Source organism: Paraburkholderia sp. FW306-2-2C-D06C (genome assembly GCF_058781505.1).
The window spans coordinates 39,891-66,706 of the sequence record NZ_JBYSWU010000039.1 but is presented as its reverse complement, the minus strand read 5'-3'; the positions used below and the strand labels follow the sequence as shown (position 1 = coordinate 66,706).

Annotated in this window: 23 protein-coding genes; 20 read left to right on the top strand and 3 right to left on the bottom strand. The window is 63.4% G+C overall.

The genetic code is table 11. The features are described from left to right. The first annotated feature begins 14 nt into the window (after window positions 1-14). The 16 genes from rsmH (at window position 15) to lpxC (ending at window position 19,159) form a co-directional block, all read left to right on the top strand. A complete protein-coding gene (gene rsmH, locus AC3WLT_RS25610) occupies window positions 15-968 on the top strand; it encodes a 16S rRNA (cytosine(1402)-N(4))-methyltransferase RsmH (protein ID WP_492594479.1) in 954 nt (317 codons plus the stop codon). Beyond that, window positions 965-1,315 (top strand): cell division protein FtsL, encoded by a 351-nt coding sequence (gene ftsL / locus AC3WLT_RS25605; RefSeq protein ID WP_492594478.1) that lies wholly within the window; start codon window positions 965-967, stop codon window positions 1,313-1,315. The genes rsmH and ftsL overlap by 4 nt, the downstream gene beginning before the upstream one ends. Then, on the top strand, window positions 1,312-3,177 hold the full coding sequence (locus AC3WLT_RS25600) for a peptidoglycan D,D-transpeptidase FtsI family protein (RefSeq protein WP_492594477.1): 1,866 nt from the start codon (window positions 1,312-1,314) through the stop codon (window positions 3,175-3,177). Before ftsL ends, AC3WLT_RS25600 begins: the two co-directional genes overlap by 4 nt. Then, window positions 3,174-4,721 carry a UDP-N-acetylmuramoyl-L-alanyl-D-glutamate--2,6-diaminopimelate ligase gene (locus AC3WLT_RS25595; RefSeq protein WP_492594476.1) on the top strand — a complete coding sequence of 516 codons (1,548 nt, stop codon included), beginning with the start codon at window positions 3,174-3,176 and terminating at the stop codon, window positions 4,719-4,721. The genes AC3WLT_RS25600 and AC3WLT_RS25595 overlap by 4 nt, the downstream gene beginning before the upstream one ends. Next, a complete protein-coding gene (locus AC3WLT_RS25590) occupies window positions 4,718-6,130 on the top strand; it encodes a UDP-N-acetylmuramoyl-tripeptide--D-alanyl-D-alanine ligase (protein WP_492594475.1) in 1,413 nt (470 codons plus the stop codon). The genes AC3WLT_RS25595 and AC3WLT_RS25590 overlap by 4 nt, the downstream gene beginning before the upstream one ends. Window positions 6,131-6,147: 17 nt before the next feature. Continuing rightward, the gene (gene mraY, locus AC3WLT_RS25585; protein WP_115099203.1) at window positions 6,148-7,317 is read left to right on the top strand and encodes a phospho-N-acetylmuramoyl-pentapeptide-transferase; all 1,170 of its coding nucleotides are present in this window, start codon (window positions 6,148-6,150) and stop codon (window positions 7,315-7,317) included. Window positions 7,318-7,340: 23 nt separating this feature from the next. Further along, window positions 7,341-8,855 (top strand): UDP-N-acetylmuramoyl-L-alanine--D-glutamate ligase, encoded by a 1,515-nt coding sequence (murD, locus tag AC3WLT_RS25580; RefSeq protein ID WP_492594474.1) that lies wholly within the window; start codon window positions 7,341-7,343, stop codon window positions 8,853-8,855. Further along, a complete protein-coding gene (ftsW, locus tag AC3WLT_RS25575) occupies window positions 8,852-10,141 on the top strand; it encodes a putative lipid II flippase FtsW (protein ID WP_492594473.1) in 1,290 nt (429 codons plus the stop codon). The genes murD and ftsW overlap by 4 nt, the downstream gene beginning before the upstream one ends. 246 nt (window positions 10,142-10,387) lie before the next feature. Then, window positions 10,388-11,500: an undecaprenyldiphospho-muramoylpentapeptide beta-N-acetylglucosaminyltransferase gene (gene murG, locus AC3WLT_RS25570; protein ID WP_492594472.1), complete on the top strand. Its 1,113-nt coding sequence runs from the start codon at window positions 10,388-10,390 to the stop codon at window positions 11,498-11,500. Further along, complete coding sequence (gene murC / locus AC3WLT_RS25565) at window positions 11,497-12,900, top strand: UDP-N-acetylmuramate--L-alanine ligase (RefSeq protein WP_492594471.1); 1,404 nt, start codon at window positions 11,497-11,499, stop codon at window positions 12,898-12,900. Before murG ends, murC begins: the two co-directional genes overlap by 4 nt. A gap of 1 nt (window position 12,901) precedes the next feature. Beyond that, a complete protein-coding gene (locus AC3WLT_RS25560) occupies window positions 12,902-13,843 on the top strand; it encodes a D-alanine--D-alanine ligase (protein ID WP_492594470.1) in 942 nt (313 codons plus the stop codon). A gap of 24 nt (window positions 13,844-13,867) precedes the next feature. Then, complete coding sequence (locus AC3WLT_RS25555) at window positions 13,868-14,620, top strand: cell division protein FtsQ/DivIB (RefSeq protein ID WP_492594469.1); 753 nt, start codon at window positions 13,868-13,870, stop codon at window positions 14,618-14,620. A 27-nt stretch (window positions 14,621-14,647) separates the two neighbouring features. Further along, on the top strand, window positions 14,648-15,880 hold the full coding sequence (gene ftsA / locus AC3WLT_RS25550; protein WP_492594468.1) for a cell division protein FtsA: 1,233 nt from the start codon (window positions 14,648-14,650) through the stop codon (window positions 15,878-15,880). Window positions 15,881-16,003: 123 nt separating this feature from the next. Next, window positions 16,004-17,200 carry a cell division protein FtsZ gene (gene ftsZ, locus AC3WLT_RS25545; RefSeq protein WP_408524967.1) on the top strand — a complete coding sequence of 399 codons (1,197 nt, stop codon included), beginning with the start codon at window positions 16,004-16,006 and terminating at the stop codon, window positions 17,198-17,200. Between the two features lie 249 nt (window positions 17,201-17,449). Beyond that, a complete protein-coding gene (locus AC3WLT_RS25540) occupies window positions 17,450-17,953 on the top strand; it encodes a peroxiredoxin (protein WP_492594467.1) in 504 nt (167 codons plus the stop codon). A gap of 288 nt (window positions 17,954-18,241) precedes the next feature. Continuing rightward, window positions 18,242-19,159 carry a UDP-3-O-acyl-N-acetylglucosamine deacetylase gene (gene lpxC / locus AC3WLT_RS25535; protein WP_492594466.1) on the top strand — a complete coding sequence of 306 codons (918 nt, stop codon included), beginning with the start codon at window positions 18,242-18,244 and terminating at the stop codon, window positions 19,157-19,159. Between the two features lie 79 nt (window positions 19,160-19,238). Here lpxC and AC3WLT_RS25530 read toward each other — a convergent pair whose 3' ends face one another. Further along, on the bottom strand, window positions 19,239-19,724 hold the full coding sequence (locus AC3WLT_RS25530) for a DciA family protein (RefSeq protein WP_492594465.1): 486 nt from the start codon (window positions 19,722-19,724) through the stop codon (window positions 19,239-19,241). A 290-nt stretch (window positions 19,725-20,014) separates the two neighbouring features. On the opposite strand from AC3WLT_RS25530, the gene secA reads away from it, so the two are divergent. The 4 genes from secA to AC3WLT_RS25510 all read left to right on the top strand — a co-directional run bounded on the left by secA (window position 20,015) and on the right by AC3WLT_RS25510 (window position 25,547). Continuing rightward, entirely contained in the window at window positions 20,015-22,825 is a 2,811-nt protein-coding gene (gene secA, locus AC3WLT_RS25525) for a preprotein translocase subunit SecA (protein WP_492594464.1), read from the top strand. 150 nt (window positions 22,826-22,975) lie between these two features. Continuing rightward, the gene (gene argJ, locus AC3WLT_RS25520) at window positions 22,976-24,217 is read left to right on the top strand and encodes a bifunctional glutamate N-acetyltransferase/amino-acid acetyltransferase ArgJ (RefSeq protein WP_492594463.1); all 1,242 of its coding nucleotides are present in this window, start codon (window positions 22,976-22,978) and stop codon (window positions 24,215-24,217) included. A gap of 41 nt (window positions 24,218-24,258) precedes the next feature. Continuing rightward, window positions 24,259-25,128, top strand: a complete 870-nt coding sequence (locus AC3WLT_RS25515) for an ATP-binding protein (protein ID WP_492594462.1) — start codon at window positions 24,259-24,261, stop codon at window positions 25,126-25,128. Further along, a complete protein-coding gene (locus AC3WLT_RS25510) occupies window positions 25,125-25,547 on the top strand; it encodes an NUDIX domain-containing protein (RefSeq protein WP_492594461.1) in 423 nt (140 codons plus the stop codon). Before AC3WLT_RS25515 ends, AC3WLT_RS25510 begins: the two co-directional genes overlap by 4 nt. A 73-nt stretch (window positions 25,548-25,620) precedes the next feature. Here AC3WLT_RS25510 and yacG read toward each other — a convergent pair whose 3' ends face one another. After that, window positions 25,621-25,818 (bottom strand): DNA gyrase inhibitor YacG, encoded by a 198-nt coding sequence (gene yacG, locus AC3WLT_RS25505; RefSeq protein ID WP_492594460.1) that lies wholly within the window; start codon window positions 25,816-25,818, stop codon window positions 25,621-25,623. 100 nt (window positions 25,819-25,918) lie between these two features. Further along, complete coding sequence (gene zapD, locus AC3WLT_RS25500; RefSeq protein ID WP_115099173.1) at window positions 25,919-26,674, bottom strand: cell division protein ZapD; 756 nt, start codon at window positions 26,672-26,674, stop codon at window positions 25,919-25,921. Window positions 26,675-26,816: the final 142 nt, after the last annotated feature.

Sequence of the window (26,816 nt, the reverse complement as noted above, 5' to 3'; positions counted from 1 at the left end):
CGCGGCATACATATATGGCACCTGCGATGGGAAACGAATTGCAGCATCGCACGGTGCTGCTGGAAGAAGCGGTCAATGCGCTGGTGACACGCGCGGACGGCGTTTATGTGGACGGCACCTTCGGGCGCGGCGGTCATAGCCGTCTGGTGTTGGAGCGGCTGAGCGAGTCGGGGCGTCTGATCGCGTTCGACAAAGACCCGCTCGCCATCGCCACGGCGCAGCAGATTGCGGATCCGCGCTTTGGCATCGTGCACGAGAGTTTTGCTTCACTGCGAGACGCAATCGCGGAGCGCGGGGTAGGGCGGTTGTCGGGCGTTTTACTGGATCTGGGCGTGTCGTCGCCGCAAGTCGACGATCCGGGGCGGGGTTTCAGCTTCCGCGCCGACGGCCCGCTCGACATGCGGATGGACCCGACGCGCGGCGAGTCTGCCGCTGACTGGCTGGCGCGGGCCACGGTGCAGGAACTGACGGAGGTAATACGAGATTATGGGGAAGAACGGTTTGCTTTTCAGATTGCAAAGGCGCTTGTTGCTCGCCGGGCAGAGTCCGACCGTCTTGGGCCTCTCGTCAGCACGGGCGAGCTTGCCCAAATCGTGGCTAACGTCGTCAAAACCCGTGAGAAGGGCAAGGATCCGGCAACCCGCACCTTTCAAGCTATACGGATTCACATCAATCAAGAGCTTGCGGAGCTGCAAGTCGTTTTAGAAGCAGCGTTGTCGCTGTTGGAGCAAGGGGGGCGGCTGGTGGTCATCAGCTTTCATTCGCTCGAGGACCGGATCGTCAAACGATTCATGCAGGCGCACGCCAGTACGCCTGCGGTCGATCGCCGTCTGCCGATTCGAGCAGTCGATCTGCCGAGCCCTCCGCTCAAAATCATCGGCCGCGTGTTCGCAAGCGACGCTGAAGTCGCCGCGAATCCGCGCGCCCGTTCTGCCGTGATGCGTGTGGCGGAGCGGATCGCGCCATGAATCGCCTCAATATCTTCCTGCTGATCATCGTGATGGGCTGCGCCTTGTCTGTCGTCAACGCCACCAATCAGCAGCGTCAGATCTTTATCCAGTTGCAGCGTGCTCAATCGCAGGAGCGTCAGTTGCAGCAGGACTATTCGCAGCTTCAATATCAGCAGAGCGCGCTGTCGAAGACCTCGCGCATCGAGCAGATCGCCACGGCCTCGCTGAAAATGCAGTCGGTGAGCACCGGCCGCACTCAATACCTGACGCTCGATCCGGGCGCTGCCAAGGCTGCTGACGCACCGATCCCGACTTCCGATCCGGCGTCGGCGCCGCTCACGACCCGTCGCGGAGGCGCGCGATGAAAAAATCGTCGGCTCGCAAGAGCGTGGCCTTCTCGGCGAATCCGATCCTGTCGGTGCGTCTGCCGATGTGGCGCTCGAAACTCGTTGTGTTCCTGCTGTTCATGGCGTTCGTCGCGCTGACGGCGCGCGCCTTCTGGATTCAGGGGCCGGGCAACGCGTTCTATCTGAAACAGGGTGAGATCCGCTATCAGCGCCGGCTCGAGCTGCCGGCCACGCGCGGCAAGATTCTCGACCGCAACGGTCTTGTGCTCGCCACGAGTCTGCCGGTCCGCGCTATCTGGGCGATTCCCGAATCGGTGCCGGACGATCTCGGCGCGGACAAGCTGACCGCGCTCGGCAAGCTGCTCGGCATGACCAATAAGGAACTGCGCGCCAAGCTGTCGGAAGACAAGACCTTCGTGTACGTGAAGCGCCAGGTGCCGGTCGACGTCGCCGCGCAGGTCACCGCGCTCGACATTCCCGGCATTTATGCACGCGACGAGTACAAGCGCTTCTATCCGGAAGGCGAGATCACGGCTCACCTGATCGGCTTTACGAACGTCGAAGACGAGGGCCAGGAAGGCGTCGAACTCGGCGACCAGAAGCTGCTGGCCGGCATGTCGGGCAGCCGCCGGGTGATCAAGGACCGGATGGGCCACACCATCGAAGATGTGGACGAACAGGTCGTGCCGCACAACGGCAAGGACGTCGACCTGTCGATCGACAGCAAGATCCAGTACATCGCCTATACGAACCTGAAAGCGGCCGTCGAGAAATTCAAGGCGAAAGCCGGCGCCGCGATGGTGATCGACGTGCGTACCGGCGAAGTGCTGGCGCTCGTCAATTACCCGACGTACAACCCGAACGACCGTTCGCACCTGACCGGCGATCAGTTGCGCAACCGTATCCTGACCGACACCTTCGAGCCGGGCTCGATCATGAAGCCGTTCACGGTGTCGCTCGCGCTCGATCTGCACCGCGTGTCGCCGACTACACTGGTAGATACGGGGCCGGGCCGCTTTGTGCTCGACGGCGCGCCGATCACCGACGACAGCGCGTTCGGCGTGCTGACGGTGGGCGGTGTGATCCAGAAGTCGAGCAACATCGGGGCGACGAAGATCGCGATGCAGCTCAAGCCCGAAGAGATGTGGAACATGTACACCAGCATCGGTCTCGGCCAGGCGCCGAAGGTCGGCTTTCCAGGCGCGGCGGCGGGCCGTCTGCGTCCGTGGAAGAGCTGGCGCCGGATCGAGCAGGCCACCATGTCGTACGGCTACGGCTTGTCGGTGTCGCTGTTCCAGCTGGGCCGCGCGTATACCGCGATCGCGCATGACGGCGAGATCATGCCGGTGTCGATTTTCCGCACGCCTGGCGATCTGCCGGCGACTGGGCCGCAAATCTTCGCGCCGACCACCGCGCGCGAAGTGCGAGCGATGCTCGAAACCGTGACGGCGCCGGGCGGCACATCGCCGGATGCGGCCGTGCCGGGCTACCGCGTAGGCGGCAAGAGCGGTACCGCGTACAAGCACGGCGCTCACGGCTACGACCATTCGAAGTACCGCGCATCGTTTGTCGGCATGGCGCCGATGCCGAATCCGCGCATCGTCGTGGCCGTTTCGGTCGACGAACCGACTGCGGGCAGCCACTTCGGCGGTCAGGTGTCGGGTCCGGTGTTTTCGGCGATCGTCGGCGATACGCTGCGCTCGCTGAATGTGCCGCCGGACATGCCGGTCAAGCAGATGGTGGTGTCGGACGATTCGGCGCCGGCTGCGCAAACCGCAGCGCCGACAGCCGCAACGGCGAAGAAACTTTCCACCAGCGGCGGCGCGAAGAAAATGACGATCGCCGCCAACGCGAAAAGCCATCCCGGAGTGGAGCGATGAGCGCGCTGCGTCAGACGCATCCGGCGCACCGGCAGATCGTCGACGCCTTGACCTGGCTGCACGCCCGCGTGCGGCCAGACGCGCATCTGCACGCCGACACGCGCTCGCTCGCCGCGGGCGATGCGTATTTCGCCTACGCGGTCGACGGCGCGGACAACCGCCCGTTCATCGGGGGCGCGATCGAGCGCGGCGCGGCGGCGGTGCTGGTTCAGCCGGAAGGTTTCAGCGGTGCGATCGATCCGGTTACGACGCTGGCCGTACCGGCGCTGAACGAACTGGCGGGCCCGATCGCGAGCGCCTGGTACAAGAATCCGAGCGACGCGATGCTGGCCATCGGCGTCACCGGCACCAACGGCAAGACCTCGTGCAGCCAATGGATCTCGGCGGCGCTGACCGCGCTCGGCACGCGCTGCGCGATCATCGGCACGCTCGGCACCGGTTTGCCGGGTCAACTCGTGCACACCGGCTTTACGACGCCCGACGCGCCGCAGCTTCAGCGCAGTCTCGCGCAACTGCGCGCCGCGGGCGCTCAAGCCGTGGCGATGGAGGTGTCGTCGCACGCGCTGCACCAAGGCCGCGTGAACGGCACCGCATTCGATGTCGCCGTGTTCACGAATCTCACGCAAGACCACCTCGACTATCACGGCACGCTCGAAGCCTACGAAACCGCGAAGGCGCGTCTGTTTGTGTGGCCGGAGCTGCGTGCCGCGGTGATCAACCGTGACGACGCGGCCGGCCGCCGCCTGCTCGTCAGCGCGAAAGGCCATGCGCGCACGATCGCCTACGGTCTCGACGAAGCGCTCGAAGACCCGCCGCAAGCCGATGCGTTGCTCACGGCCTCGAACGTGCGCGCCACTGCCACCGGCACTGCGTTCCATCTGACCACGTCGGATTGGGGCAGCGCCGAAGTCGAAGTCCAAACGCTCGGCGCATTCAACGTCAGCAATCTGCTCGGCGTGCTCGGCGCGCTGCTCGCCGCGGACGTCCCGTTCGACTCCGCGCTCGCCGAACTGGCGAAGCTCGAGCCGGTAAACGGCCGCATGCAGCGTCTGGGCGGCCGCTTGCAGAACGACGAACCGCTTGTCGTGATCGATTACGCGCACACGCCGGACGCGCTGGAAAAGACTCTGGAAGCACTGCGCCCGATGGCGGCTGCACGTGGCGGCGAACTGATCTGCATGTTCGGCTGCGGCGGCGACCGCGACGCGACCAAGCGTCCGTTGATGGGCACGATTGCCGAGAGGCTCGCCGACGGCGTCGTCGTGACCAGCGACAACCCGCGCAGCGAAGATCCGCAAGCGATCATCGAACAGATTGCCGCCGGCATGAAAGACGCGTCGAAGGCACGCTGTATCGAGGACCGCGCGAGCGCGATCCTGCAAGCGGTCCGCGGCGCCGCGCGCGAAGACGTCATCCTGCTGGCGGGCAAAGGGCACGAAGCAACACAGGAAATCATGGGTAAGAAACGCGCTTTCTCCGATCAGGACCACGCTCGCCTCGCGCTCGCGTCGCGTGCGACGCACACACGCGGAGGTGGCGAATGACGATGTTCTCGCTGCGCGAAGCCGCCGCGCTGATTCCCGGCGCCACCGTACTTGGAGACGGGAGCGTCGCGTTCGAGCGCGTGTCGACCGATAGCCGCAGTGCCGGTCCGGGCGATCTGTTCGTCGCGTTGAAGGGTGAGCGTTTCGATGCGCACGACTTCCTGCCGGACGTCGCGTCGCGCAACGTCACGGCCGCATTGGTCGCGCGCAGTCCCAGCGACTGGCGTCTCCCCGCCTTGCGCGTGGCCGATACCCGCGTTGCGTTGGGCGCGCTTGCACGCGGCTGGCGCCGCAAGTTCAGCGCGCCGCTCGTCGCGGTGACGGGCAGCAACGGCAAGACGACGGTCAAGGAAATGATCGCGTCGATTTTCGCCGCTGCGGTTGGCGCGGATGCTCGCCTCGCGACCTCGGGCAATTTCAATAACGACGTCGGCCTGCCGCTGACGCTGTTCCGCCTGAACGCCGCGCATCAACTGGCGGTGGTCGAGCTAGGCATGAACCATCCGGGCGAAACCTCCGTGCTCGCGAAGATCGCTGAGCCGACCGTCGCGGTCGTGAACAACGCGCAGCGCGAGCATCAGGAATTCATGGCGACGGTCGAAGCAGTCGCGCTCGAACACGCAAGCGTGATTCACGCGCTGTCCCCGGAAGGCGTCGCCGTGTTCCCGGCTGACGATGCCTACGCGAGCATCTGGCGCGTCGCCGCAACCGGCAACCGGATCGTCGATTTCGCGTTGAACTCAGATGACCGCGCGACCGAAGCCGCGGTAACGGGTACGTTCGTCGGCAATCTTCTGAGCATCGACACGCCGGAAGGCCATATCGACGTCACGTTGCAGGTGCTAGGCAACCACAACGCACACAACGCGCTGGCCGCGACCGCATCGGCGCTCGCCGCAGGCGTTTCGCTCGACGCGATCAAGCGCGGTCTCGAATCGTTCGGCGCCGTGAAGGGTCGTTTGCAGGTGAAGCGCGCCGCGCTCGGCACACTCGCCGGTGCAACCGTGATCGACGACACCTATAACGCGAACCCCGACTCGATGCGCGCCGCAATCGACGTGCTCGCGTCGCAAGCCTTGCCGCGCGTGCTGGTGATGGGCGACATGGGCGAAGTCGGCGACAACGGTCCGGCGTTTCATCGCGAGATCGGTGCATACGCGAAAGAACGCGGGATCGACGCGCTGTACGCACTGGGCGACGCCTCGCGCGACGCCTGTGCCGCGTACGGCGCCAACGCGCATCACGTCGCCGATGTCGGCACGCTGATCGCGCAATTGCAGCAGGCCGGTTTCGGTCCTGCTGCAACGCTTCTCGTGAAAGGCTCGCGCTTCATGCAAATGGAGCGCGTGGTGGACGCCGTAACGAGTCCACAACCCAACGCAGCGGGCAATGCGCCCGCCGCACATTGAAATAGAAGGACCGAAGCATGCTACTGGCGCTGGCGCAATGGCTGCAGAATGACGCAAGCTTCTTGCGCGTGTTCAGTTATCTGACTTTCCGCGCGGTGATGGCAACCATCACCGCGCTGCTGATCGGGCTCGTCTGTGGCCCGTGGGTGATTCGCAAGCTGACCGCGATGAAGGTCGGTCAGGCCGTGCGCAAGGACGGCCCGCAAACGCACCTCGTCAAATCCGGTACGCCGACCATGGGCGGCGTGCTGATTCTGCTCGGTATCGCCGTGGCGACGCTGTTGTGGGCCGATCTGACCAACCGCTTCATCTGGATCGTGATGCTCGTCACGTTCGGTTTCGGCGTGATCGGCTGGGTCGACGATTACCGCAAGGTGGTCTACAAGGATCCGCGCGGCATGTCGTCGCGTGAAAAGTATTTCTGGCAGTCGGTGATCGGTTTGTTCGCTGCCGTTTATCTGGCTTTCAGCGTGTCCGAAGCCAGCAATGTGCGCGTGTTCGACCTGTTCATGGCGTGGGTGCGCAGCGGCTTGTCGATGGGCTTGCCGGCGCGTGCCGACCTGATGCTGCCGTTCGTCAAATCGATCAGCTATCCGCTCGGCGTATGGGGCTTCATCGTGCTGACCTATCTGGTGATCGTCGGCGCGAGCAATGCGGTGAATCTCACCGACGGTCTCGACGGCCTCGTGATCATGCCGGTCGTACTGGTCGGCGCGTCGCTCGGCGTATTCGCGTATGTGATGGGCAGCTCGGTCTACTCGAAATACCTGCTGTTTCCGCATATCGCCGGCGCCGGCGAACTGCTGATTTTCTGCTCGGCGATGGGCGGAGCGGGGCTCGCATTTCTATGGTTCAACACGCACCCGGCGCAGATGTTCATGGGCGACGTCGGCGCGCTGGCGCTCGGCGGCGCGCTTGGCACGGTCGCGGTGATCGTGCGTCAGGAAATCGTGCTGTTCATCATGGGTGGCATTTTCGTTGCGGAGACGCTCTCCGTGATGTTGCAGGTTGCGTGGTTCAAGTTCACCAAGCGCCGTTTCGGTGAAGGGCGGCGGCTCTTCAAGATGGCGCCGCTGCATCACCATTTTGAATTGTCGGGTTGGAAGGAAACGCAGGTGGTCGTGCGTTTCTGGATCATCACGCTGATGCTGTGTCTGTTCGGTTTGTCCACGCTCAAATTGCGTTAAGCGGTATTTAGGGGAAGCAGGCGATGTTTGGCGAGAAGTTTCGGGATCGGCAAAAGCCGATGGTGCTCGTGCTGGGACTGGGTGAATCCGGTCTCGCGATGGCGCGCTGGTGCGCGCGGCACGGCTGTCGGCTGCGTGTGGCCGATACGCGCGAGGTGCCGCCGAACCTGTCCGCGCTCGAAGCGCACGGCGTCGACGCCGATTTCGTCGGCGGCCCGTTTTCGCCGGTGCTGCTCGAAGGCGTTGAACTGCTTGCGATCAGCCCGGGTTTGTCGCCGCTCGCCGCCGATCTGCTGCCGCTGATCTCGGCGGCGCGTGAGCGGGACATTCCTGTGTGGGGCGAACTCGAGTTCTTCTCGCAAGCGCTGAAGACGCTCGGCGAGAGCGGTTACGCGCCGAAGGTGATCGCGATCACCGGCACCAATGGCAAGACCACCACGACGAGCCTGACTGGCCTGCTGTGCGAACGCGCCGGCAAGAAGGTCGCCGTGGCGGGCAACATCAGCCCGGCCGCGCTGGACAAGCTGACCGAAGCGATCGACAACACCGCGTTGCCCGACGTGTGGGTGCTCGAGTTGTCCAGCTTCCAGCTGGAAACCGCGCACACGTTTAGACCCGACGCTGCGGTCATTCTGAACATCACCCAGGATCACCTGGACTGGCACGGCGGCCTCGATGCATATGCCGCTGCGAAGGGCCGCATCTTTGGTACACAAACCGTGCGTGTGCTGAATCGCGACGACGCGCGCGTGATGGCGCTCGCGCCTTCTGTGGACGGCGACGCTGAAGTGATCACCTTCGGCGTCACGGAGCCGAAGAACGACGGCGACTACGGTCTGCTGCGCGACAACGGCATCGTGTGGCTGGTCGAAGCGCACGATCGCGACGCGAGCGACGAGCCGCAGCCGAAGCGCCGTCGCAAGAACGAAACGGTCGCGCCGCCGAGCATCGCGCTCAAGCGTCTGATGCCTGCCGACGCCTTGCGTATTCGCGGTCTGCACAATGCCGCGAACGCGCTCGCCGCGTATGCGTTGGCGCGTGCGATCGGTCTACCGGGCGCGCCGCTGCTGCACGGCCTGCGTGAATACCGCGGCGAGCCGCATCGGGTGGAATTGATCGCATCGATCGAAGGCATCGATTACGTCGACGACAGCAAGGGGACGAATGTCGGCGCGACAGTTGCCGCGCTCGATGGCCTCGCGCAACGCGCGGTGCTGATTGCCGGCGGAGACGGCAAGGGCCAGGATTTCGAGCCGCTCGCCGAGCCGGTGATGCGCTGGTGCCGCGCCGTGATGCTGATCGGCCGCGACGCGCCGCAGATTCGCACCGCGCTCGAACATACCGGCATCGCGCTGAGCGATCACGCCACGCTCGAAGAAGCCACGCGCGCCGCAACGGCATTGGCGCAACCGGGCGACGCCGTGCTGCTGTCGCCGGCTTGCGCGAGTTTCGACATGTTCAAGGGTTACGCGCATCGTGCGGCGGTGTTCCGCAGCACGGTGGAAGACATCGCTGCCGAACGGGGGACGATGATATGAGCTGGTCGGAACGCTTCGGGTCGCGCCTCGCCGGGTCACGTGCCGGTCAAGGCGATGCAGGCAGCTCAGGCCACATGGGCCGCGCGTCCGGCCGTACCGGCAGCAGCGGTCTCGCGAGCGCCGTCAACGGCGTGCGTCCGCTGCGCTCGCGGATGCTCGACTACGATCACTCGTTGCTGTGGGTGGTCGTCGCGTTGCTCGGCCTCGGTGTCGTGATGGTGTATTCGGCGTCGATCGCGATGCCCGATTCGCCGAAGTACGCGTCGTATCGCGATTACGCGTTCCTCGTGCGGCAGATCATTTTCGTGGTGATGGGCTCGGTGATCGGCGTCGTATCGTTCCGCATCCCGATCTCGACGTGGGACAAGTACGCGCCGAAGCTCTTCCTGATTTCGCTGGTCGCGCTGGTGATCGTGCTGATTCCGCACATCGGCAAGGGCGTGAACGGCGCGCGCCGCTGGATTCCGCTAGGCATCACGAACATGCAGCCGTCGGAAATCATGAAGCTCGCTGTGACGATCTACGCGGCGAACTACACGGTGCGCAAACAGGAGTACATGCACAGCTTCGCCAAGGGCTTTTTGCCGATGGCGGTGGCGGTGGGGCTCGTCGGCGCGTTGCTGCTGCTCGAGCCGGACATGGGCGCGTTCATGGTGATCGCCGCGATCGCGATGGGCCTGCTGTTTCTGGGCGGCGTGAACGGCAAGCTGTTCGGCGGCCTCGTAGCGACGGCGGTGGGCACGTTCAGCTTGCTGGTGTGGGCATCGCCGTGGCGTCGAGAGCGGATCTTCGCCTACCTCGATCCGTGGGACGACCGTTACGCGCAAGGCAAGGCTTATCAATTGACGCACTCGCTGATCGCGTTCGGCCGCGGCGAGTGGTTCGGCGTGGGTCTCGGCGGCAGCGTCGAGAAGCTCAACTACCTGCCGGAGGCGCACACCGACTTCATCCTCGCGGTGATCGGCGAAGAGTTGGGTTTCGTCGGCGTGCTGGTGGTGATCCTGATGTTCTATTGGATCGTGCGCCGCTCGTTCGAGATCGGTCGTCAGGCGCTCGCGCTCGACCGCACGTTTGCGGGGCTGGCGGCGAAGGGCGTCGGCATCTGGTTCGGCGCGCAGACCTTCATCAACATGGGTGTGAACCTCGGCTTGCTGCCGACCAAGGGTCTCACGTTGCCGCTCGTCAGCTACGGCGGCTCGGGCATCGTGCTGAACTGCGTCGCGGTGGCGGTGCTGATGCGGGTGGATTATGAAAATCGTGTGTTGATGCGTGGGGGGAAGGTATGACCCCCATGCAGCAACACACGATTTCGGCGAAGGCTAACTTCGAGCGCAACGCGCGCGAAGTTAAGCGCAGCGGCCGGAGCCAAAACGCGTTGTCATTCGTGTTGATGCGTGGGGGGAAGGTATGACCCCCATGCAGCAACACACGATTTCGGCGAAGGCTAACTTCGAGCGCAACGCGCGCGAAGTTAAGCGCAGCGGCCGGAGCCAAAACGCGTTGTCATTCGTGTTGATGCGTGGGGGGAAGGTATGACCGCTCTGCCGCAACGCACACTGATGGTAATGGCCGGCGGCACCGGGGGACACGTGTTCCCGGGGCTCGCGGTCGCGCACCTGATGCAGGCGTGGGGCTGGAAGGTGGTCTGGCTCGGCAATCCCGCAGGCATGGAAGCGACGCTGGTGCCGAAACATGGCATCCCGATGGAATACGTGCGCTTCGGCGGCCTGCGCGGCAAGGGCATAAAGACCAGGCTGATGCTCCCGCTGAATCTGCTGCGCGCCTGCATGCAAAGTCTGAGCGTGCTGCGTCGCGTGAAGCCGGACGTCGTGCTCGGCATGGGCGGTTACATCACGTTTCCGGCGGGTCTGATGACCGCGTTGAGCGGCCGTCCACTCGTGCTGCATGAACAGAATTCGATTGCGGGTCTCGCGAACAAGGTGCTCGCGAAACTCGCCAAACGCGTGCTGGTTGCGTTCCCGAACACGCTGCCGCACGGCGAGTGGACCGGAAACCCGATTCGTGCGGAACTTGCGCACGCAATTGCACCCAAAGCACGCTACGCGCAGCGCAGCGGTCCGCTGAATGTGCTGGTGGTAGGCGGCAGTCTGGGCGCCGCGGCATTGAACGAAGTGGTGCCGCGAGCGGTTGCGCGGCTCACGCCGAACGAGCGTCCGCGCATCGTGCATCAGGCGGGCGCGAAGCATATCGACGCGCTGCGTGACAACTATGCGGCAGCCGGTTTGCAAACCGACGTGCAGCTCATGCCGTTCATCGACGACATGGCGAGCGCTTACGCGAACGCTGATCTGGTGATCTGCCGTTCGGGCGCGATGACGGTGTCGGAGATTTCAGCGGTGGGCGTGGCGGCATTCTTCGTGCCATTCCCGTTTGCAGTAGACAATCACCAAACAACTAATGCAGCGTTCCTCGCCGACCACGGCGCGGCGCTGCTCATGCAGCAACGCGATCTGTCGGCGGAAAAGCTCGCCGACTGGTTGCGCAGCCAGACGCGAGAGACCCTCGCGGAGATGGCGGAGCGTTCGCGCTCGCTCGCGAAACCCGACGCCACCGAACAGGTTGCGCAGATTTGCGCGACCGTGGCGGGTTGGACCCCGAGCCCGAGCCTGGAAGGAAAGCAATGAAACACATCGTCAAACACATTCACTTTGTCGGCATCGGCGGTGTCGGCATGAGCGGCATCGCAGAGGTGCTGGTCAATCTCGGCTATCAGGTGAGCGGCTCGGATCTCACGAGCAACCCGGTTACCGATCGTCTCGCCGCGCTCGGCGCGCGGATTGCGATTGGCCACGCGGCCGAGAACATCGAAGGCGCGAACGCGGTGGTCGTCTCGACCGCGGTGCGCAGCGACAACCCGGAAGTTCTGGCCGCGCGCCATCGCCGGATTCCGATCGTGCCGCGTGCCGTGATGCTCGCGGAACTGATGCGCCTGAAGCAAGGCATCGCGATTGCCGGCACGCACGGCAAGACCACGACCACCTCGCTGGTGGCGAGCGTGCTGGCGGCCGGCGGCCTCGATCCGACTTTCGTGATCGGCGGCCGCCTGATCAGCGCGGGCGCGAATGCGCGGCTCGGTACGGGTGACTTCATCGTCGCCGAAGCGGACGAGTCGGATGCATCGTTCCTGAACTTGTTTCCGGTGATCGAAGTCATCACGAACATCGACGCCGATCACATGGACACCTACGGCCATGACTTCGCGCGGCTCAAGCAGGCGTTCATCGAATTCACGCATCGCCTGCCGTTCTACGGAATCGCGGTGCTGTGCGTCGACGATCCGAACGTGAAGGAAATCCTGCCGTTCGTGTCGAAGCCGATCATCCGCTACGGCTTCGCGCCGGATGCGCAAGTGCGCGCGGTCAACGTCGAAGCGCGCGACGCCAGGATGCATTTCACGGCAATGCGCGAAGACGCTCCGCCGATCGACATCGTGCTGAACCTGCCGGGCGAGCACAACGTGCAGAACGCTTTGGCCGCCATTGCCATTGCGACTGAACTTGAAGTGAAAGATGCCGATATCCAGCGAGCGCTGGCGGATTTCAACGGCGTGGGCCGGCGCTTCCAGCGCTACGGCGAAGTGCCGGTCGTGTCGGAAGGCAAGGCCGCCGGCGCGTACACGCTGGTCGACGACTACGGCCACCACCCGGTCGAAATGGCGGCCACGGTGGCGGCGGCGCGCGGCGCGTTTCCGGGGCGGCGTCTGGTACTGGCGTTCCAGCCGCACCGCTTTACGCGCACGCGCGATTGCTTCGAAGATTTTGTGAAGGTGCTGTCGACGGTCGATGCACTCGTGCTGACTGAAGTCTATTCGGCCGGCGAAGCGCCGATCGTCGCCGCGGACGGCCGCGCGTTGGCGCGGGCATTGCGAGTGGCGGGCAAGGTCGAGCCGGTGTTTGTCGATACGGTGGATGAAGTGCCGGACGCGCTTTCAGCAGTGGTGCGCGACGGCGATGTGGTGATCACGATGGGCGCGGGTTCGATCGGCGGTGTGCCGGGCCGCCTCGCGCAAGAAACGAAGGTGTGAGATGAGCGGTATCGACCCCAAACAATTCGGCAAAGTGGCAGTGCTGCTCGGTGGCGATTCCGCCGAGCGCGAGGTGTCGCTCAATTCCGGCCGCCTCGTGCTGCAAGGTTTGCGCGACGCCGGTATCGACGCGCATCCGTTCGACCCGGCCGAGCGTCCGCTCGCCGCGTTGAAGGATGAAGGCTTCGTGCGGGCGTTCAATGCGCTGCATGGCGGCTATGGCGAGAACGGCCAGATCCAGGGCGCGCTCGATTTTTACGGCATCCGCTACACGGGTAGCGGCGTGCTCGGTTCGGCGCTCGGTCTGGACAAATTCCGCACCAAGCTCGTGTGGCAGCAACTCGGCATTCCGACGCCGCCGTTCGAAGCCGTGCTGCGTGGCGACGACTACGAAGCGCGCGCGAAAGACATCGTCGCGAAGCTCGGCTTGCCGCTCTTCGTGAAGCCGGCGAGTGAAGGTTCGAGCGTCGCGGTCATCAAGGTGAAGAGCGCCGATGCACTGCCCGCAGCGCTGATCGAAGCGGTCAAGTACGACAGGATCGTCGTGGTCGAGAAGAGCATCGAAGGCGGCGGCGAGTACACCGCGTGCATCGCCGGCGATCTCGATCTGCCGGTGATCCGTATCGTGCCGGCCGGCGAGTTCTACGACTACCACGCGAAGTACCTCGCCAACGACACGCAGTACCTGATTCCGTGCGGTCTCGCGTCGGACGAGGAGCAGCGTTTGAAGGCACTGGCGCGCCGCGCTTTCGACGTGCTCGGCTGCACCGATTGGGGCCGCGCCGATTTCATGCTGGACGCGGAGGGCAATCCGTATTTCCTCGAAGTGAACACGGCGCCCGGCATGACCGATCACTCGCTGCCGCCGAAGGCGGCGCGTGCGGTGGGCATCAGCTATCAGGAACTGGTTGTCGGCGTGTTGGCGCTGACGCTTAAGGACTAACCGGGGCGACCCGAAAGCAACACCATGTGGAACAACGTTCGCCAGCTCAATCTCGCCGCCAACGCATTGCACGCGTTGCTGGTGCTCGTGCTGCTGGCGGCAGGCGGTTACTGGCTGATCCAGCGTCCGAATTTCGCGCTGCGCGAAATCCAGATCGACGGCGACACCGAGCACATCAATTCGCCGACGGTGCGCGCCGGCGTAGTCGGACGCTTGAAGGGCAACTTTTTCACGGTGGATCTCGACGTCGCGCGTCAGGCGTTCGAACAGATGCCGTGGGTGCGTCACGCGAGCGTGCGGCGCGTCTGGCCGAATGCGCTGGCTGTCACGCTCGAGGAGTACAAACCGCTGGGGACGTGGGGCAGCGATCAGCTGGTGAGCGTCGACGGCGAGCTGTTCACCGCGAACCAGGGCGAACTCGACGAAGCGCTGCCCGCATTCGACGGCCCGGACGGCACGGCAAAGGAAGTCGTCGCGCGGTATCGCGACTTCAAGAAGTGGTTTGCGCCTTTGGGCGCGACGCCAGATGAAGTGACGCTGTCGCCGCGCTACGCGTGGACGGTGAAACTGTCGAACGGCACGCAGGTGGAACTGGGGCGCGAACGCAATCAGGACACGCTGCTCGATCGCAGCCGGCGCCTGACTGCGGCGTGGAACGCGGTGACGCAACGTTGGGGAAAGGATATCGAGTATGCGGACTTGCGCTATCCGAACGGTTTCGCGATTCGTGCCGCTGGCATGCGCTTTATCAGCGAACCCGACAAGGGCAAGAAGTAAACGGACATCACACGCAATGAGCACGCTATGAGTAAAGACTATAAAGATCTGCTGGTCGCCCTCGACATTGGGACGGCGAAGGTGGTGGCCATCGTCGCCGAACTGAAAGGCGAAGGTCACTACGAGGTGATCGGACTCGGCCAGAGCGAATCGAAGGGGCTCAAGAAAGGCGTCGTGGTGAACATCGAGGCCACCGTGCAGTCTATTCAGCGCGCACTCGAAGAGGCCGAGCTGATGGCCGACTGCAAGATCACCAACGTATTTACCGGGATCGCCGGCAGCCATATCCGCAGCTTCAATTCGAGCGGCATGGTGGCGATCAAGGAGAAGGAAGTCACGCAGACCGACGTGGCGCGCGTGATCGAGACGGCCAAGGCGATCAACATCCCGACCGATCAGCAGGTGCTGCACATCCTGACGCAGGAATTCATCATCGACGGCCAGGAAGACGTGCGCGAGCCGATCGGCATGAGCGGTATTCGTCTCGAAGTGAAGGTGCACATCGTGACCGGCGCGGTGAGCGCGGCGCAGAACATCGTGAAGTGCGTGCGCCGCTGCGGGCTCGAAGTGAACGATCTGATCTTGCAGCCGCTGGCGTCGTCGCTGGCGGTGCTGACGGAAGACGAAAAAGAGCTCGGCGTGGTGCTGGTCGATATCGGCGGCGGCACGACGGACATCGCGATTTTCAGCGAAGGCGCGATTCGCCACACGGCGGTGATTCCGATCGCCGGCGACCAGATCACGAGCGACATCGCGATGGCCTTGCGCACGCCGACGCCGGACGCGGAAGACATCAAGGTCGATTACGGCATCGCCAAGCAGGCGCTGGCTGATCCGGACGAGATGATCGAAGTGCCGGGTCTGGGTGAGCGCGGTCCGCGCACGCTGTCGCGCCAGGCGCTCGCAGCGGTGATCGAGCCGCGCGTCGAAGAACTGTTTTTGCTCGTGCAGCAGGTGGTGCGCGAGTCGGGTTACGAGGAACTGCTGAGCTCCGGCGTGGTGCTGACCGGCGGCGCGTCGATGATGCTCGGCATGGTCGAGCTCGGCGAGGACATTTTCCTGAAGCCGGTGCGCATCGGCGTGCCGGAATACGCGGGCGGTCTTGCGGACGTGGTGCGTAACCCGCGTTATTCGACGGCGATGGGTCTGCTCTTCGAAGGACGCTCGCAACGGATGCGCGGCCGCAAGGTCGCGGTGCAGTCGGGGTCGATGGGACAAGTCTTCTCGCGAATGAAGGACTGGTTCCTCGGCAACTTCTAAAGATTACGACTCAGTTTACGAAATACGCGCTGGTGCCGGCGGCTGGCGCGCGACAGGGGGTTGCCCGATCTCCTGCCGAATAACGGCCGAGTGGCTGCAATTTTTTATCTTGACGGAGGCAACATGGAATTCCAGATGCTGGAAACCGAAACGAACGGCACCATCATCAAGGTGGTCGGAGTAGGTGGCGCTGGCGGCAATGCCGTTCAGCACATGATCAACAAGGGCGTACAAGGCGTCGACTTCATCGTGATGAATACGGACGCCCAGGCATTGTCGCGTTCGCGTGCAACTGCGGTGATCCAGCTCGGCAATACGGGTCTTGGCGCTGGCGCCAAGCCGGAAATGGGCCGCGCGGCAGCAGAAGAAGCACGTGAGCGCATCGCCGACGCACTGCGTGGCGCGCACATGGTGTTCATCACCGCGGGCATGGGTGGCGGCACGGGTACGGGAGCCGCGCCGGTGGTCGCGCAGATCGCCAAGGAAATGGGTATCTTGACTGTTGGTGTGGTCAGCAAGCCGTTCGAATTCGAAGGCGGCAAGCGCATGCGTGTGGCAGAAGCGGGTTCGCAGCAACTGGAGGATCACGTCGACTCGCTGATCGTCGTTCTGAACGACAAGCTGTTCGAGGTGATGGGCGATGACGCCGAGATGGACAAGTGCTTCCAGTGCGCCGACGACGTTCTGAACAACGCAGTAGCGGGTATCGCTGAAATCATCAACGTCGACGGTCTGGTGAACGTCGACTTCGAAGACGTGAAGACGGTGATGGGCGAGCAGGGCAAGGCGATGATGGGCACGGCGACGGTTGCCGGCGTCGATCGCGCGCGTCTGGCCGCCGAGCAGGCTGTCGCCAGCCCGCTGCTGGAAGGTGTGGATCTGTCGGGCGCGCGTGGCGTGCTGGTCAACATCACGTCGAGCCGTTCGCTGCGTCTGTCGGAAACGCGCGAAGTGATGAACACCATCAAGAGCTACGCTGCAGAAGACGCAACCGTGATCTTCGGCGCGGTGTACGACGATGCAATGGGCGACGCGCTGCGCGTGACGGTCGTGGCAACGGGTCTGGGCCGTGCGGCGAAGAAGCAGCAATCGGCACCGATGACGCTGCTGCGCACCGGCACGGACAACCAGCCGATCAGCACGATGCAACACGCTGCCTACGCACCGTCGCACGCCAGCACCGCCGATTACGGCGCGCTGGATACGCCGGCAGTGTGGCGCACGTCGCGCGATACGGCGGCTTCGCACGTGCAGGCGCTGCAGGAAAAGGGCGTCGATACGTACGACATTCCGGCGTTCCTGCGCAAGCAGGCGGACTGAGCGCGCGAGCAGGCTTTCGCTGCGGCGCGGTCTTCCAGCGCCGGCAGACGAATGCACGAGCGTGGCGGGTGAACGGCAAACAGGCCGCGTATCGTCAGATTCGCGGCAAGGACAAGTGCCCTCTTCGGATTCGCGAAGCGGATTGGGCGGCTGTCGCCGGACGGTGGAGCCTTCAATCGGGCATCTGCTGCATTTCACTGCGACACGACAACGTGCGAGCGTGCTTCGCATCGATGCAAAGGACTGAGCATGATCCAAGTGGGTGAAAAGCTGCCCGACGCGACGCTCTTCGAGTTTGTCGAAGACGCGCGGGCGGGTTGCACGATCGGACCTAACAGCTTCGACGTGCGCGAGCAGACGGCGGGCAAGCGTGTGGTGATCTTCGGATTGCCGGGCGCGTTCACGCCGACCTGTTCGGCCAAACATGTACCGGGTTACGTCGAGCAGGCCGAGCAGTTGCGCGCTCTTGGCATCGACGAAATCTGGTGCGTGTCCGTCAACGACGCGTTCGTAATGGGCGCGTGGGGACGCGATCTGCACGCCTCGGGCAAGGTGCGCATGATGGCGGACGGCAGTGCGGCTTTTACACGAGCGCTCGGTCTCGAGCAGGATTTGTCGGCGCGCGGCATGGGAATCCGTTCCCAGCGCTACGCGATGGTGGTCGACGACGGCGTGGTCAAGACGTTGAACGTCGAGGCTGCCGGCAAATTCGAAGTCAGCGATGCAGGGAGTATCCTCGCTGCGTTGAGCTAGTTGCTGTGCGTCGATGCCTTCGCTTTGGACCTGCGCTGTAAGTGCGTTGTAGCAGGGCAACGGAGAATAAGACGCTTTTGTGACAGGCCGTTACGCGGGCCGATGACCGGGAACGCCTCCGTTCCGGCCATCGGCCCGTCACGCTTCCCCTGACGGGCGCCCGTCGAGTAATGCAACGAAACAGATTGATACGTTCCGCGTTAAGACGCTCCTTAGGGTATTGGAGTATAATTCGCGCTATGGAATAAAAAGTCCCGATTGGGATTTTCAATCGAATAGAAGATCACCATGTTGAAGCAGCGCACTATCAAATCGATCGTCAAGACAGTCGGCATCGGCCTGCACTCCGGCCGTAAAGTCGACCTGACGCTTCGCCCGGCGGCGCCGGACACCGGCATCGTGTTTTCGCGCGTGGATTTGCCCACGCCGGTGGACATTCCCGCGTCGGCGATGGCGATCGGCGACACCCGCCTCGCTTCCGTTTTGCAGAAAGACGGCGCGCGTGTGTCGACGGTCGAGCATTTGATGTCCGCATGCGCGGGTCTCGGCATCGACAACCTGTATGTCGATGTCACAGCCGAAGAAATCCCGATCATGGACGGCAGTGCAGGGTCCTTCGTGTTTCTGATTCAATCGGCCGGCATCGAAGAACAGAACGCGGCGAAGAAATTCATCAAGGTCACCAAGCCGGTCGAAATTCGGGACGGCGACAAGTTCGCGCGCCTCGACCCGTATTTCGGTTTCAAGCTCAAATTCACGATCGATTTCCGTCACCCGGCTGTCGATAAGACCGGCCAGGCGCTGGAAGTGGATTTCGCGAATACGTCGTACGTGCGTGAAATTGCCCGGGCGCGCACGTTTGGCTTTGCGCATGAAGTGGAAACGATGCGTGAGCTCGGTTTGGCACGCGGCGGCAGCATGGATAACGCGATCGTGCTGGACGAATACCGCATTCTGAACAACGACGGCCTGCGTTACGACGACGAATTCGTGAAGCACAAGATGCTCGACGCAATCGGCGATCTGTACGTGGTCGGCCATCCGCTGCTGGCTTCGTATACGGCGTACAAGTCGGGCCACGGCCTGAACAATGCGCTGCTGCGCGAACTGCTGGCGCATGAAGACGCGTACGAAATTGTCACCTTCGACGACACCCAGAAGGCTCCGCGCGGCTTTGCGTACGAGACGCAGACAGCGTTTGCCTAACGTCTTGGGTCTTCGGCGCAGATTTTCCGAAGCGAACGGATGAAAAATAAGCGGCCCTTCTGGGCCGCTTATTTTTTGTTCAGCGATTTCTCCGATGCCGCGCGGCCATTTTCGCCAACGCCTCCTGCAATGGCGACGGTGCGAGCGATTCGGAGAGCGCGTGCAAGGCGTCCGCGCCAGCAGGCGTCATGCGTGCCTGCTTGACCGGCGGCGGTTCCTTGGCGGGTTGCGGCCGCACGCGAATCCGCAACGCATTGACCGGCCAGCCGCGCTGCTGCAGATCGGACAACAGCCGTGGCTCGAGATGCCGCAGGCGTGCCGCCAGCGCGTTGTGTCCGGCAAACAGGGCCAGTACGCCTTCCTTAATGAAGCCCGGCTCGACGCTGGTTGCCAGATAGTCGGGCAGCAATTCGCGCAGATCCCGTTCGAGCGCAGCAATCTGCTCGACGCCCGCGCGCAGGGCCGCGAATGCGTCGGTGCGATTGAGCACTTCGGCAACGGGCTGCGGGCGGCGCGCCTTGAACTGCTTGGGCGGCGGCCTTGAAAAGGACGGAAAACGGCTCATGTTCGATAGTGACGGCGTGTTCGCGCCCAATGCGCGTTCACGCCGCGATTGTACCGCGCAGGATGCACGCGGACCCGCCCCGATGCGTGCCGTCAGAGGGCGCTGCGGCGGGCTTCGGATGCCATGCTGCCGTCGCACGGCTGACACAGGCGCGGGCGGGGGCGCGTGCTAAAATGCCCGATTCGAATTCACTCTTGGACTAAGCCGCCGAGGCATTTCCGACCCCGGAGCGCACGTGCACGAACTGCACGCCGCGAACCAGCCGAAGCCGCGACGCAGACACCGATCCGATGACCACCGGTTTTCTACAGAAGATTTTTGGCAGCCGCAACCAGCGGCTAGTCAAGCAATATCAAAAGACCGTCGCGGCGATCAATGCGCTCGAGCCGCAGATCGAGCAATTGACGGACGATCAACTGCGCGCCAAAACGGGTGAATTCCGTCAGCGCATCGCGAGCGGCGAGTCGCTCGACAAGCTCCTGCCGGAAGCCTTTGCGGTCTGCCGCGAGGCCAGCAAGCGGACGCTGAAAATGCGCCACTTCGACGTGCAGCTGATTGGCGGCATGGTCCTGCACTACGGCAAGATCGGCGAAATGCGTACCGGCGAAGGCAAGACGCTGGTCGCTACGCTGCCGGTCTACCTGAATGCGCTGTCTGGGCGCGGCGTGCACGTCGTCACGGTCAACGATTACCTCGCACAGCGCGACGCCGAATGGATGGCGGGTCTGTACAACTTCCTCGGTCTGTCGGTCGGCATCAATCTGTCGCAGATGGACCATGCCGCGAAGCAGCAAGCGTACGCCGCGGATATCACCTACGGCACCAACAACGAATTCGGCTTCGATTACCTGCGCGACAACATGGTCTACGAGACCGACGCGCGCGTGCAGCGGGCCCTGAATTTCGCGGTGGTCGACGAAGTCGACTCGATCCTGATCGACGAAGCCCGTACGCCACTGATCATCTCCGGCCAGGCCGAAGACCACACCGAACTCTACGTGCGCATGAACGCGCTGCCGCCGCTGCTCGAACGCCAGATCGGCGAAGAGAAGGCGGACGGCACCGGCGTCGAAAAGCCAGGCGACTACACGCTGGACGAGAAGGGCCGCCAGGTGTTCCTGACGGAATCGGGCCACGAAAAGGCCGAGCGCCTGCTCGCCGAGTGGGGCCTGATCGGCGATGGCGAGAGCCTGTATGCGCCGCAGAACATCACGCTGATGCACCACGTATACGCCGCGTTGCGCGCGCATACGCTGTTCTTCAAAGACCAGCACTACGTGGTGCAGAACGGTGAAGTGATCATCGTCGACGAATTCACCGGCCGTCTGATGTCGGGCCGCCGCTGGTCCGACGGTCTGCACCAGGCTGTCGAGGCGAAGGAACACGTCAAGATTCAGAGCGAGAACCAGACGCTCGCGTCGATCACGTTCCAGAACTATTTCCGCATGTACGCGAAGCTGGCCGGCATGACCGGCACGGCCGATACCGAAGCGTATGAATTCAACGAGATCTACGGTCTCGAGACGGTCGTGATCCCGACCAACCGTCCGCCGAAGCGGATCGACAAGCAGGATCAGATCTACAAAACCGCGAAGGAACGCTACGACGCGGTGATTCGCGATATCCGCGATTGTTACGAGATCGGCCAGCCGGTGCTGGTCGGCACCACGTCGATCGAAAACTCTGAGCTGCTGTCGCATCTGCTGAAGCAGACCGGTTTGCCGCACGAAGTGCTGAACGCCAAGCAGCACGCGCGTGAAGCGGAGATCGTCGCCGAAGCGGGCCGTCCGAAGCGCATCACGATCGCCACCAACATGGCCGGTCGCGGTACCGACATCGTGCTGGGCGGCAATGCGGAAAAGCAGGCGTCCTTCATCGAACGGGACGAAGCGATCCCTGCGGACGAGAAACAGCGCCGCATCCAGAAGCTGCACGACGAATGGCAAGCGCTGCACGATCAGGTGAAGGCCGCAGGCGGTCTGCACATCATCGGCACTGAGCGTCACGAATCGCGCCGGATCGACAACCAGTTGCGCGGCCGTGCGGGCCGTCAGGGCGACCCGGGCTCGTCGCGCTTCTATCTGTCTCTGGAAGATCCGCTGCTGCGCATTTTTGCGGGCGACCGCGTGCGCGCGATCATGGACCGCCTGAAGATGCCGGAAGGCGAAGCGATCGAAGCAGGCATCGTTTCGCGCTCGATTGAATCGGCGCAGCGCAAGGTCGAAGCGCGCAACTTCGATATTCGCAAGCAATTGCTCGAATACGACGATGTGTCGAACGATCAGCGCAAGGTGATCTATCAGCAGCGCAATGAATTGCTCGAAGCGAACGACATCACGGAAACCATCGGCGCAATGCGTCATGGCGTGATCAGCGATATCGTTCACCAGTTCGTGCCGGCCGGCAGCATTGAAGAGCAGTGGGACGTGCCCGAGCTGGAGGAAGTGCTGCGTAACGAATGGCAGCTCGACCTCGCGATTCAGGAAATGATCAACGAGTCGAACTCGATCAGCGCGGACGAGATTCGCGAAGCGGTGCAGGCCGCCGCGGACGAAGCGTACGAATCGAAGGTCGAGCTGGTCGGCCGTGAATCGTTCAGCGCGTTCGAGCGATCGATCATGCTGCAAACGCTGGACCGCAGCTGGCGCGAACATCTGGCGGCGCTCGATCACCTGCGTCAGGGTATCCATCTGCGCGGCTATGCGCAGAAGAATCCGAAGCAGGAGTACAAGCGTGAGGCGTTCGAATTGTTCGCGGCGATGCTCGACTCTGTGAAGCTCGAAGTCACCCGCGTGGTGATGAACGTGCAGATCCAGTCGCCGGAACAGCTGGAGCAGGCTGCCGAGCAGTACGAAGAGCAGGGCAGCCACCTCGAAAACGTCGAGTTTCGTCACGCAGAATTTGCCGAAGCGGCGGCAGCAACGCCTGCCGCGGCGGAAGCGGCCACCGCCGCAATGATCGGCGATGCGATGAGCCACGGCTCGTTGCACGCCGCAGCATCGGACGTCAGCACGGAGAATGTGCCGAAGGTCGGCCGCAACGACCCGTGCCCGTGCGGCAGCGGCAAGAAGTACAAGCAGTGCCACGGCAAGATCGCGTAAAGGCGAAGGCGGCGCGCTTCATGCGCGCCGCGTCGTTTTTTGCGGTGCTTTGCTGGTGATTCCGCGGTGACCCGGCAACACCCCCGGGCCATCAGTTTCCGATCCCTCGATGCCGGCGCCTGCCGGCATTTTCTTCGACAGGTCGCGACCATGGCTGTCAATTTCCCCTCGATCGATCCCGCTGAACTCCATCCCGTCGCCGGCGTTACGCTGGGCTGGGCGGAGGCGAATATCCGCAAGCCGAACCGCAAGGACGTGCTGGTCATTTCCGTCGCTGAAGGCGCGACGGTGGGCGGCGCGTTCACTCAGAACCGCTTTTGCGCCGCGCCCGTGACGGTGTGCCGCGAGAATCTGGAGCGCGTGCGCGCAGGCGGGAAGCCGATTCGCGCGCTGGTGATCAACACCGGCAACGCGAACGCGGGTACGGGCGAACCGGGGCTCACGCATGCGCGCGAAACCTGCACTGAACTCGCACGTCTGGCCGATATCGCGCCGGAGCAGGTGCTGCCGTTTTCGACGGGCGTGATTCTGGAACCGCTGCCGGTCGATCGTCTTAAGGCAGGCCTGCCGGCCGCGCTGGCGAACCGCAAGGAAGCCAACTGGTACGAGGCCGCGCAGGCGATCATGACCACGGACACGCTGCCCAAAGCCACCTCGCTCCAGGTGACGATCGACGGCCATACGGTCACGCTCACGGGCATCAGCAAGGGCGCGGGCATGATCAAGCCGAACATGGCGACCATGCTCGGCTTCCTCGCGTTCGACGCCGCTGTCGCGCAACCGGTGCTCGACGCGCTGGTCAAGCACGTCGCGGACCGCTCGTTCAACTGCATCACGATCGACGGCGACACGTCGACCAATGATTCTTTCATCCTGATCGCGTCGGGCAAATCGAGCCTGCCAGCGGTCACGTCCACCGATTCGCCCGCTTATGCAGCGCTGCGCGACGCGGTGACCGAAGTCGCCCAGACCCTCGCGCAACTGATCGTGCGCGACGGCGAAGGCGCGACGAAATTCATGACGGTGCACGTGGAAAGTGGTTCGAGCGTCGCCGAATGCCGCCAGATCGCGTACGCGATCGGCCATTCGCCGCTCGTGAAAACGGCCTTCTATGCATCCGACCCGAATCTCGGCCGCATTCTCGCGGCCATCGGCTATGCCGGCGTGGACGATCTCGACGTCGGCAAGATCGATCTGTATCTGGACGACGTGCTGGTCGCGACGGCCGGCGGCCGCAATCCGGCCTACCGTGAAGAAGATGGCCAGCGCGTCATGAAAAAGAGCGAGATCGGTATTCGTGTCGTGCTCGGTCGCGGCAATGCGCAAGCCACGATCTGGACTTGCGATCTGTCGCACGACTACGTGAGCATCAACGCCGACTATCGTTCATAACCAGGTTCATTACGCGGCTTCCAACCGCTTATTTCACCGCCATGGACAAACTCGAACAGTTTCTGACCCGGGCCGAAGCCGTGCTCGGCCGTCTCGAAGCGATGCTTCCGCCTGCCGCACCGGATATCGACTGGTCGGCCGCGCTCGCCTTTCGCTGGCGCAAGCGCCAGGGGCGCGGCTATCTGCAGCCGGTGCCCGCCATCTCGGCGATCACGCTCGACGACCTGCAAAACATCGATCGCCAGAAAGGGCTGATCGAGCAGAACACGCGTCAATTCGTGCACAAGCAGCCGGCCAACAACGTGTTGCTGACGGGCGCACGCGGCACCGGCAAGTCGTCGCTGATCAAGGCTTGCCTGAATGCGTACGCGAAAGACGGCCTGCGTCTGATCGAGGTGGATAAAGACGATCTTCACGATCTCGGCGATATCGTCGATCTGATCGCGCAGCGGCCGGAGCGCTTCGTGGTGTTCTGCGATGACCTGTCTTTCGAAGACGGCGAATCGGGCTACAAGGCGCTGAAGGTCGCGCTCGACGGCTCGATCGCCGCGCAGTCGGACAACGTGCTGATCTATGCGACGTCGAACCGCCGCCATCTGCTGCCGGAGTACATGAGCGACAACGAGACGTACAAGCACATGGCCGACGGCGAGATCCATCCGGGCGAACTGGTCGAAGAAAAGATCTCACTGTCCGAGCGTTTCGGGCTGTGGGTCAGCTTTTATCCGTTCAAGCAGGACGACTACCTGTCGATCATCGGCCACTGGCTGCGCCATTTCGGCTGTGACGACGCGGAAGTCGAAGCGGCGCGCGGCGACGCGCTGGTGTGGGCGCTGGAGCGCGGTTCGCGCTCGGGGCGCGTCGCGTGGCAGTTCGCTCGCGACTGGTCGGGCCGGAAGACCCCGGTATGAGCGACGCGCAGAAGAATGCTAACGGGCGGCCGGTGACGGAAGTCGCCGTCGGCGTGCTGATTCAGCAGGACGGACGCTATTTGCTGGCGCAGCGCCCGGCTGGCAAGCCGTACGAGGGCTACTGGGAGTTTCCGGGCGGCAAGCTGGAAGCGGGCGAGTCGGTCGAGGCAGCGCTCGCTCGCGAGTTGCACGAGGAGCTGGGGATCGACGTCAAGGCGAGCCACCTTTGGCACACGCTCGAGCACGATTACCCGCACGCCTATGTGCGGCTGTTTTTCTGCAAGGTGACGGACTGGACCGGCGAGCCGCACGGGCGTGAGGGCCAGGCGTTCGTCTGGCAGGCGCTGCCCGCAGATGTTGCGCCGCTGTTGCCGGCGACGATTCCGGTGCTGGAATGGCTCGCGGCTGAGAAAAAGTAGAAAGAATGGCGCGCGGTTGCGGGCGCTGCATTAGCGCAGCGTCGGCCCGCGTGACCCAACGTAGCGGTTGCGTTCAGTGCGGGTTGTAGTCCCCGCCAGGCGATTCATCGGACGATGCTTCTTTGTCCGTGCCGCCGATCTTGTACTTCTCGGCGGCCCAGGCACCGAGGTCGATCTGCTTGCAACGATCCGAGCAGAACGGGCGGAAGCGGTTCTCAGGGGTCCAGCGGACATCCTTTCCGCAAGTGGGGCATTTGACGACAGTAGGCATACGGTCAGGCAGTCAATCGCAAACGGAACATGGCTCGAATATAGGGGATTTCGCGCCGCTTTAAAGGCGCGCCCCGCGCTTCGGTTTTACAAGGCGGACGTTACAGGCTGCACAAGGTGAGCTGAAATGGCACGTCGACATCCACTGCGCGCGGGCGCAAATCGCCGTCCTGAACAGTGAAGCGTACCCACAGCATGTACTTGTTGGCGCTCGCCTCGGGGATCACACGCAATTCGGGTGCCACCCGCACCTGCATCAATTGATAAGAACGGCCTGACAGCATTTGCTGATAGCTGCCCTGCATGGCCATCACCTTGGACGCCTGGCCGGATTCGCGCGCGAGGCGCAAGACGATCGTGGCTGCGTCGCGCAGCGGCAGCAGCGGTGTGACCCACTTGGCGATGTCCTGGCGGCGCTGATCGGGATGCGTTTGCTGCCACGCGTAATACGAAGGCAAATCGAACTTGCAGGTGCCGCCCGGGATGATCGCGCGGCTGCGGATGCTGGCAAGCCATTCGTTGTCTGCAAGATGCTGGCCGGTTTTGCCCTGCATCTGCGCAAGCCCCGCCAGGGTTTGTTCGATTTCGCCGAGCACGGCTTCGAGCGCATTCTGTTCGATGCCCGGATTGCCGCGGAACGGCGCCAGCGTTTGCCGTTGCCGTTCGAGTTCCTTCATCAGATCCGACTTCAGATCCGCGCGACCCGCGACTTCAGAGATTTCGAACAACGTGGTCAGTGCGACGTGATGTTCCCTGGCATCTTCCTGAGTCAGAAAGAATGTGAAGCGCTCGAACAGATCTTCGAGGCGCAATAGCGTCCGGATTCGCTCGTTGAAGGGATACTCGTAAAGGATCAAGCGGGCTCGCCTCGGGCGTGGTCGGTGACGGGAATGCAGAACATTCTAATGCCGCGAGACTACCCTAGCAATCACGCACTTTTTCAGCGCGCGTTCGCAACTTTTTTCGCGTGTTTCGGGCAGTTTCTGCGTGCTTCGGCTA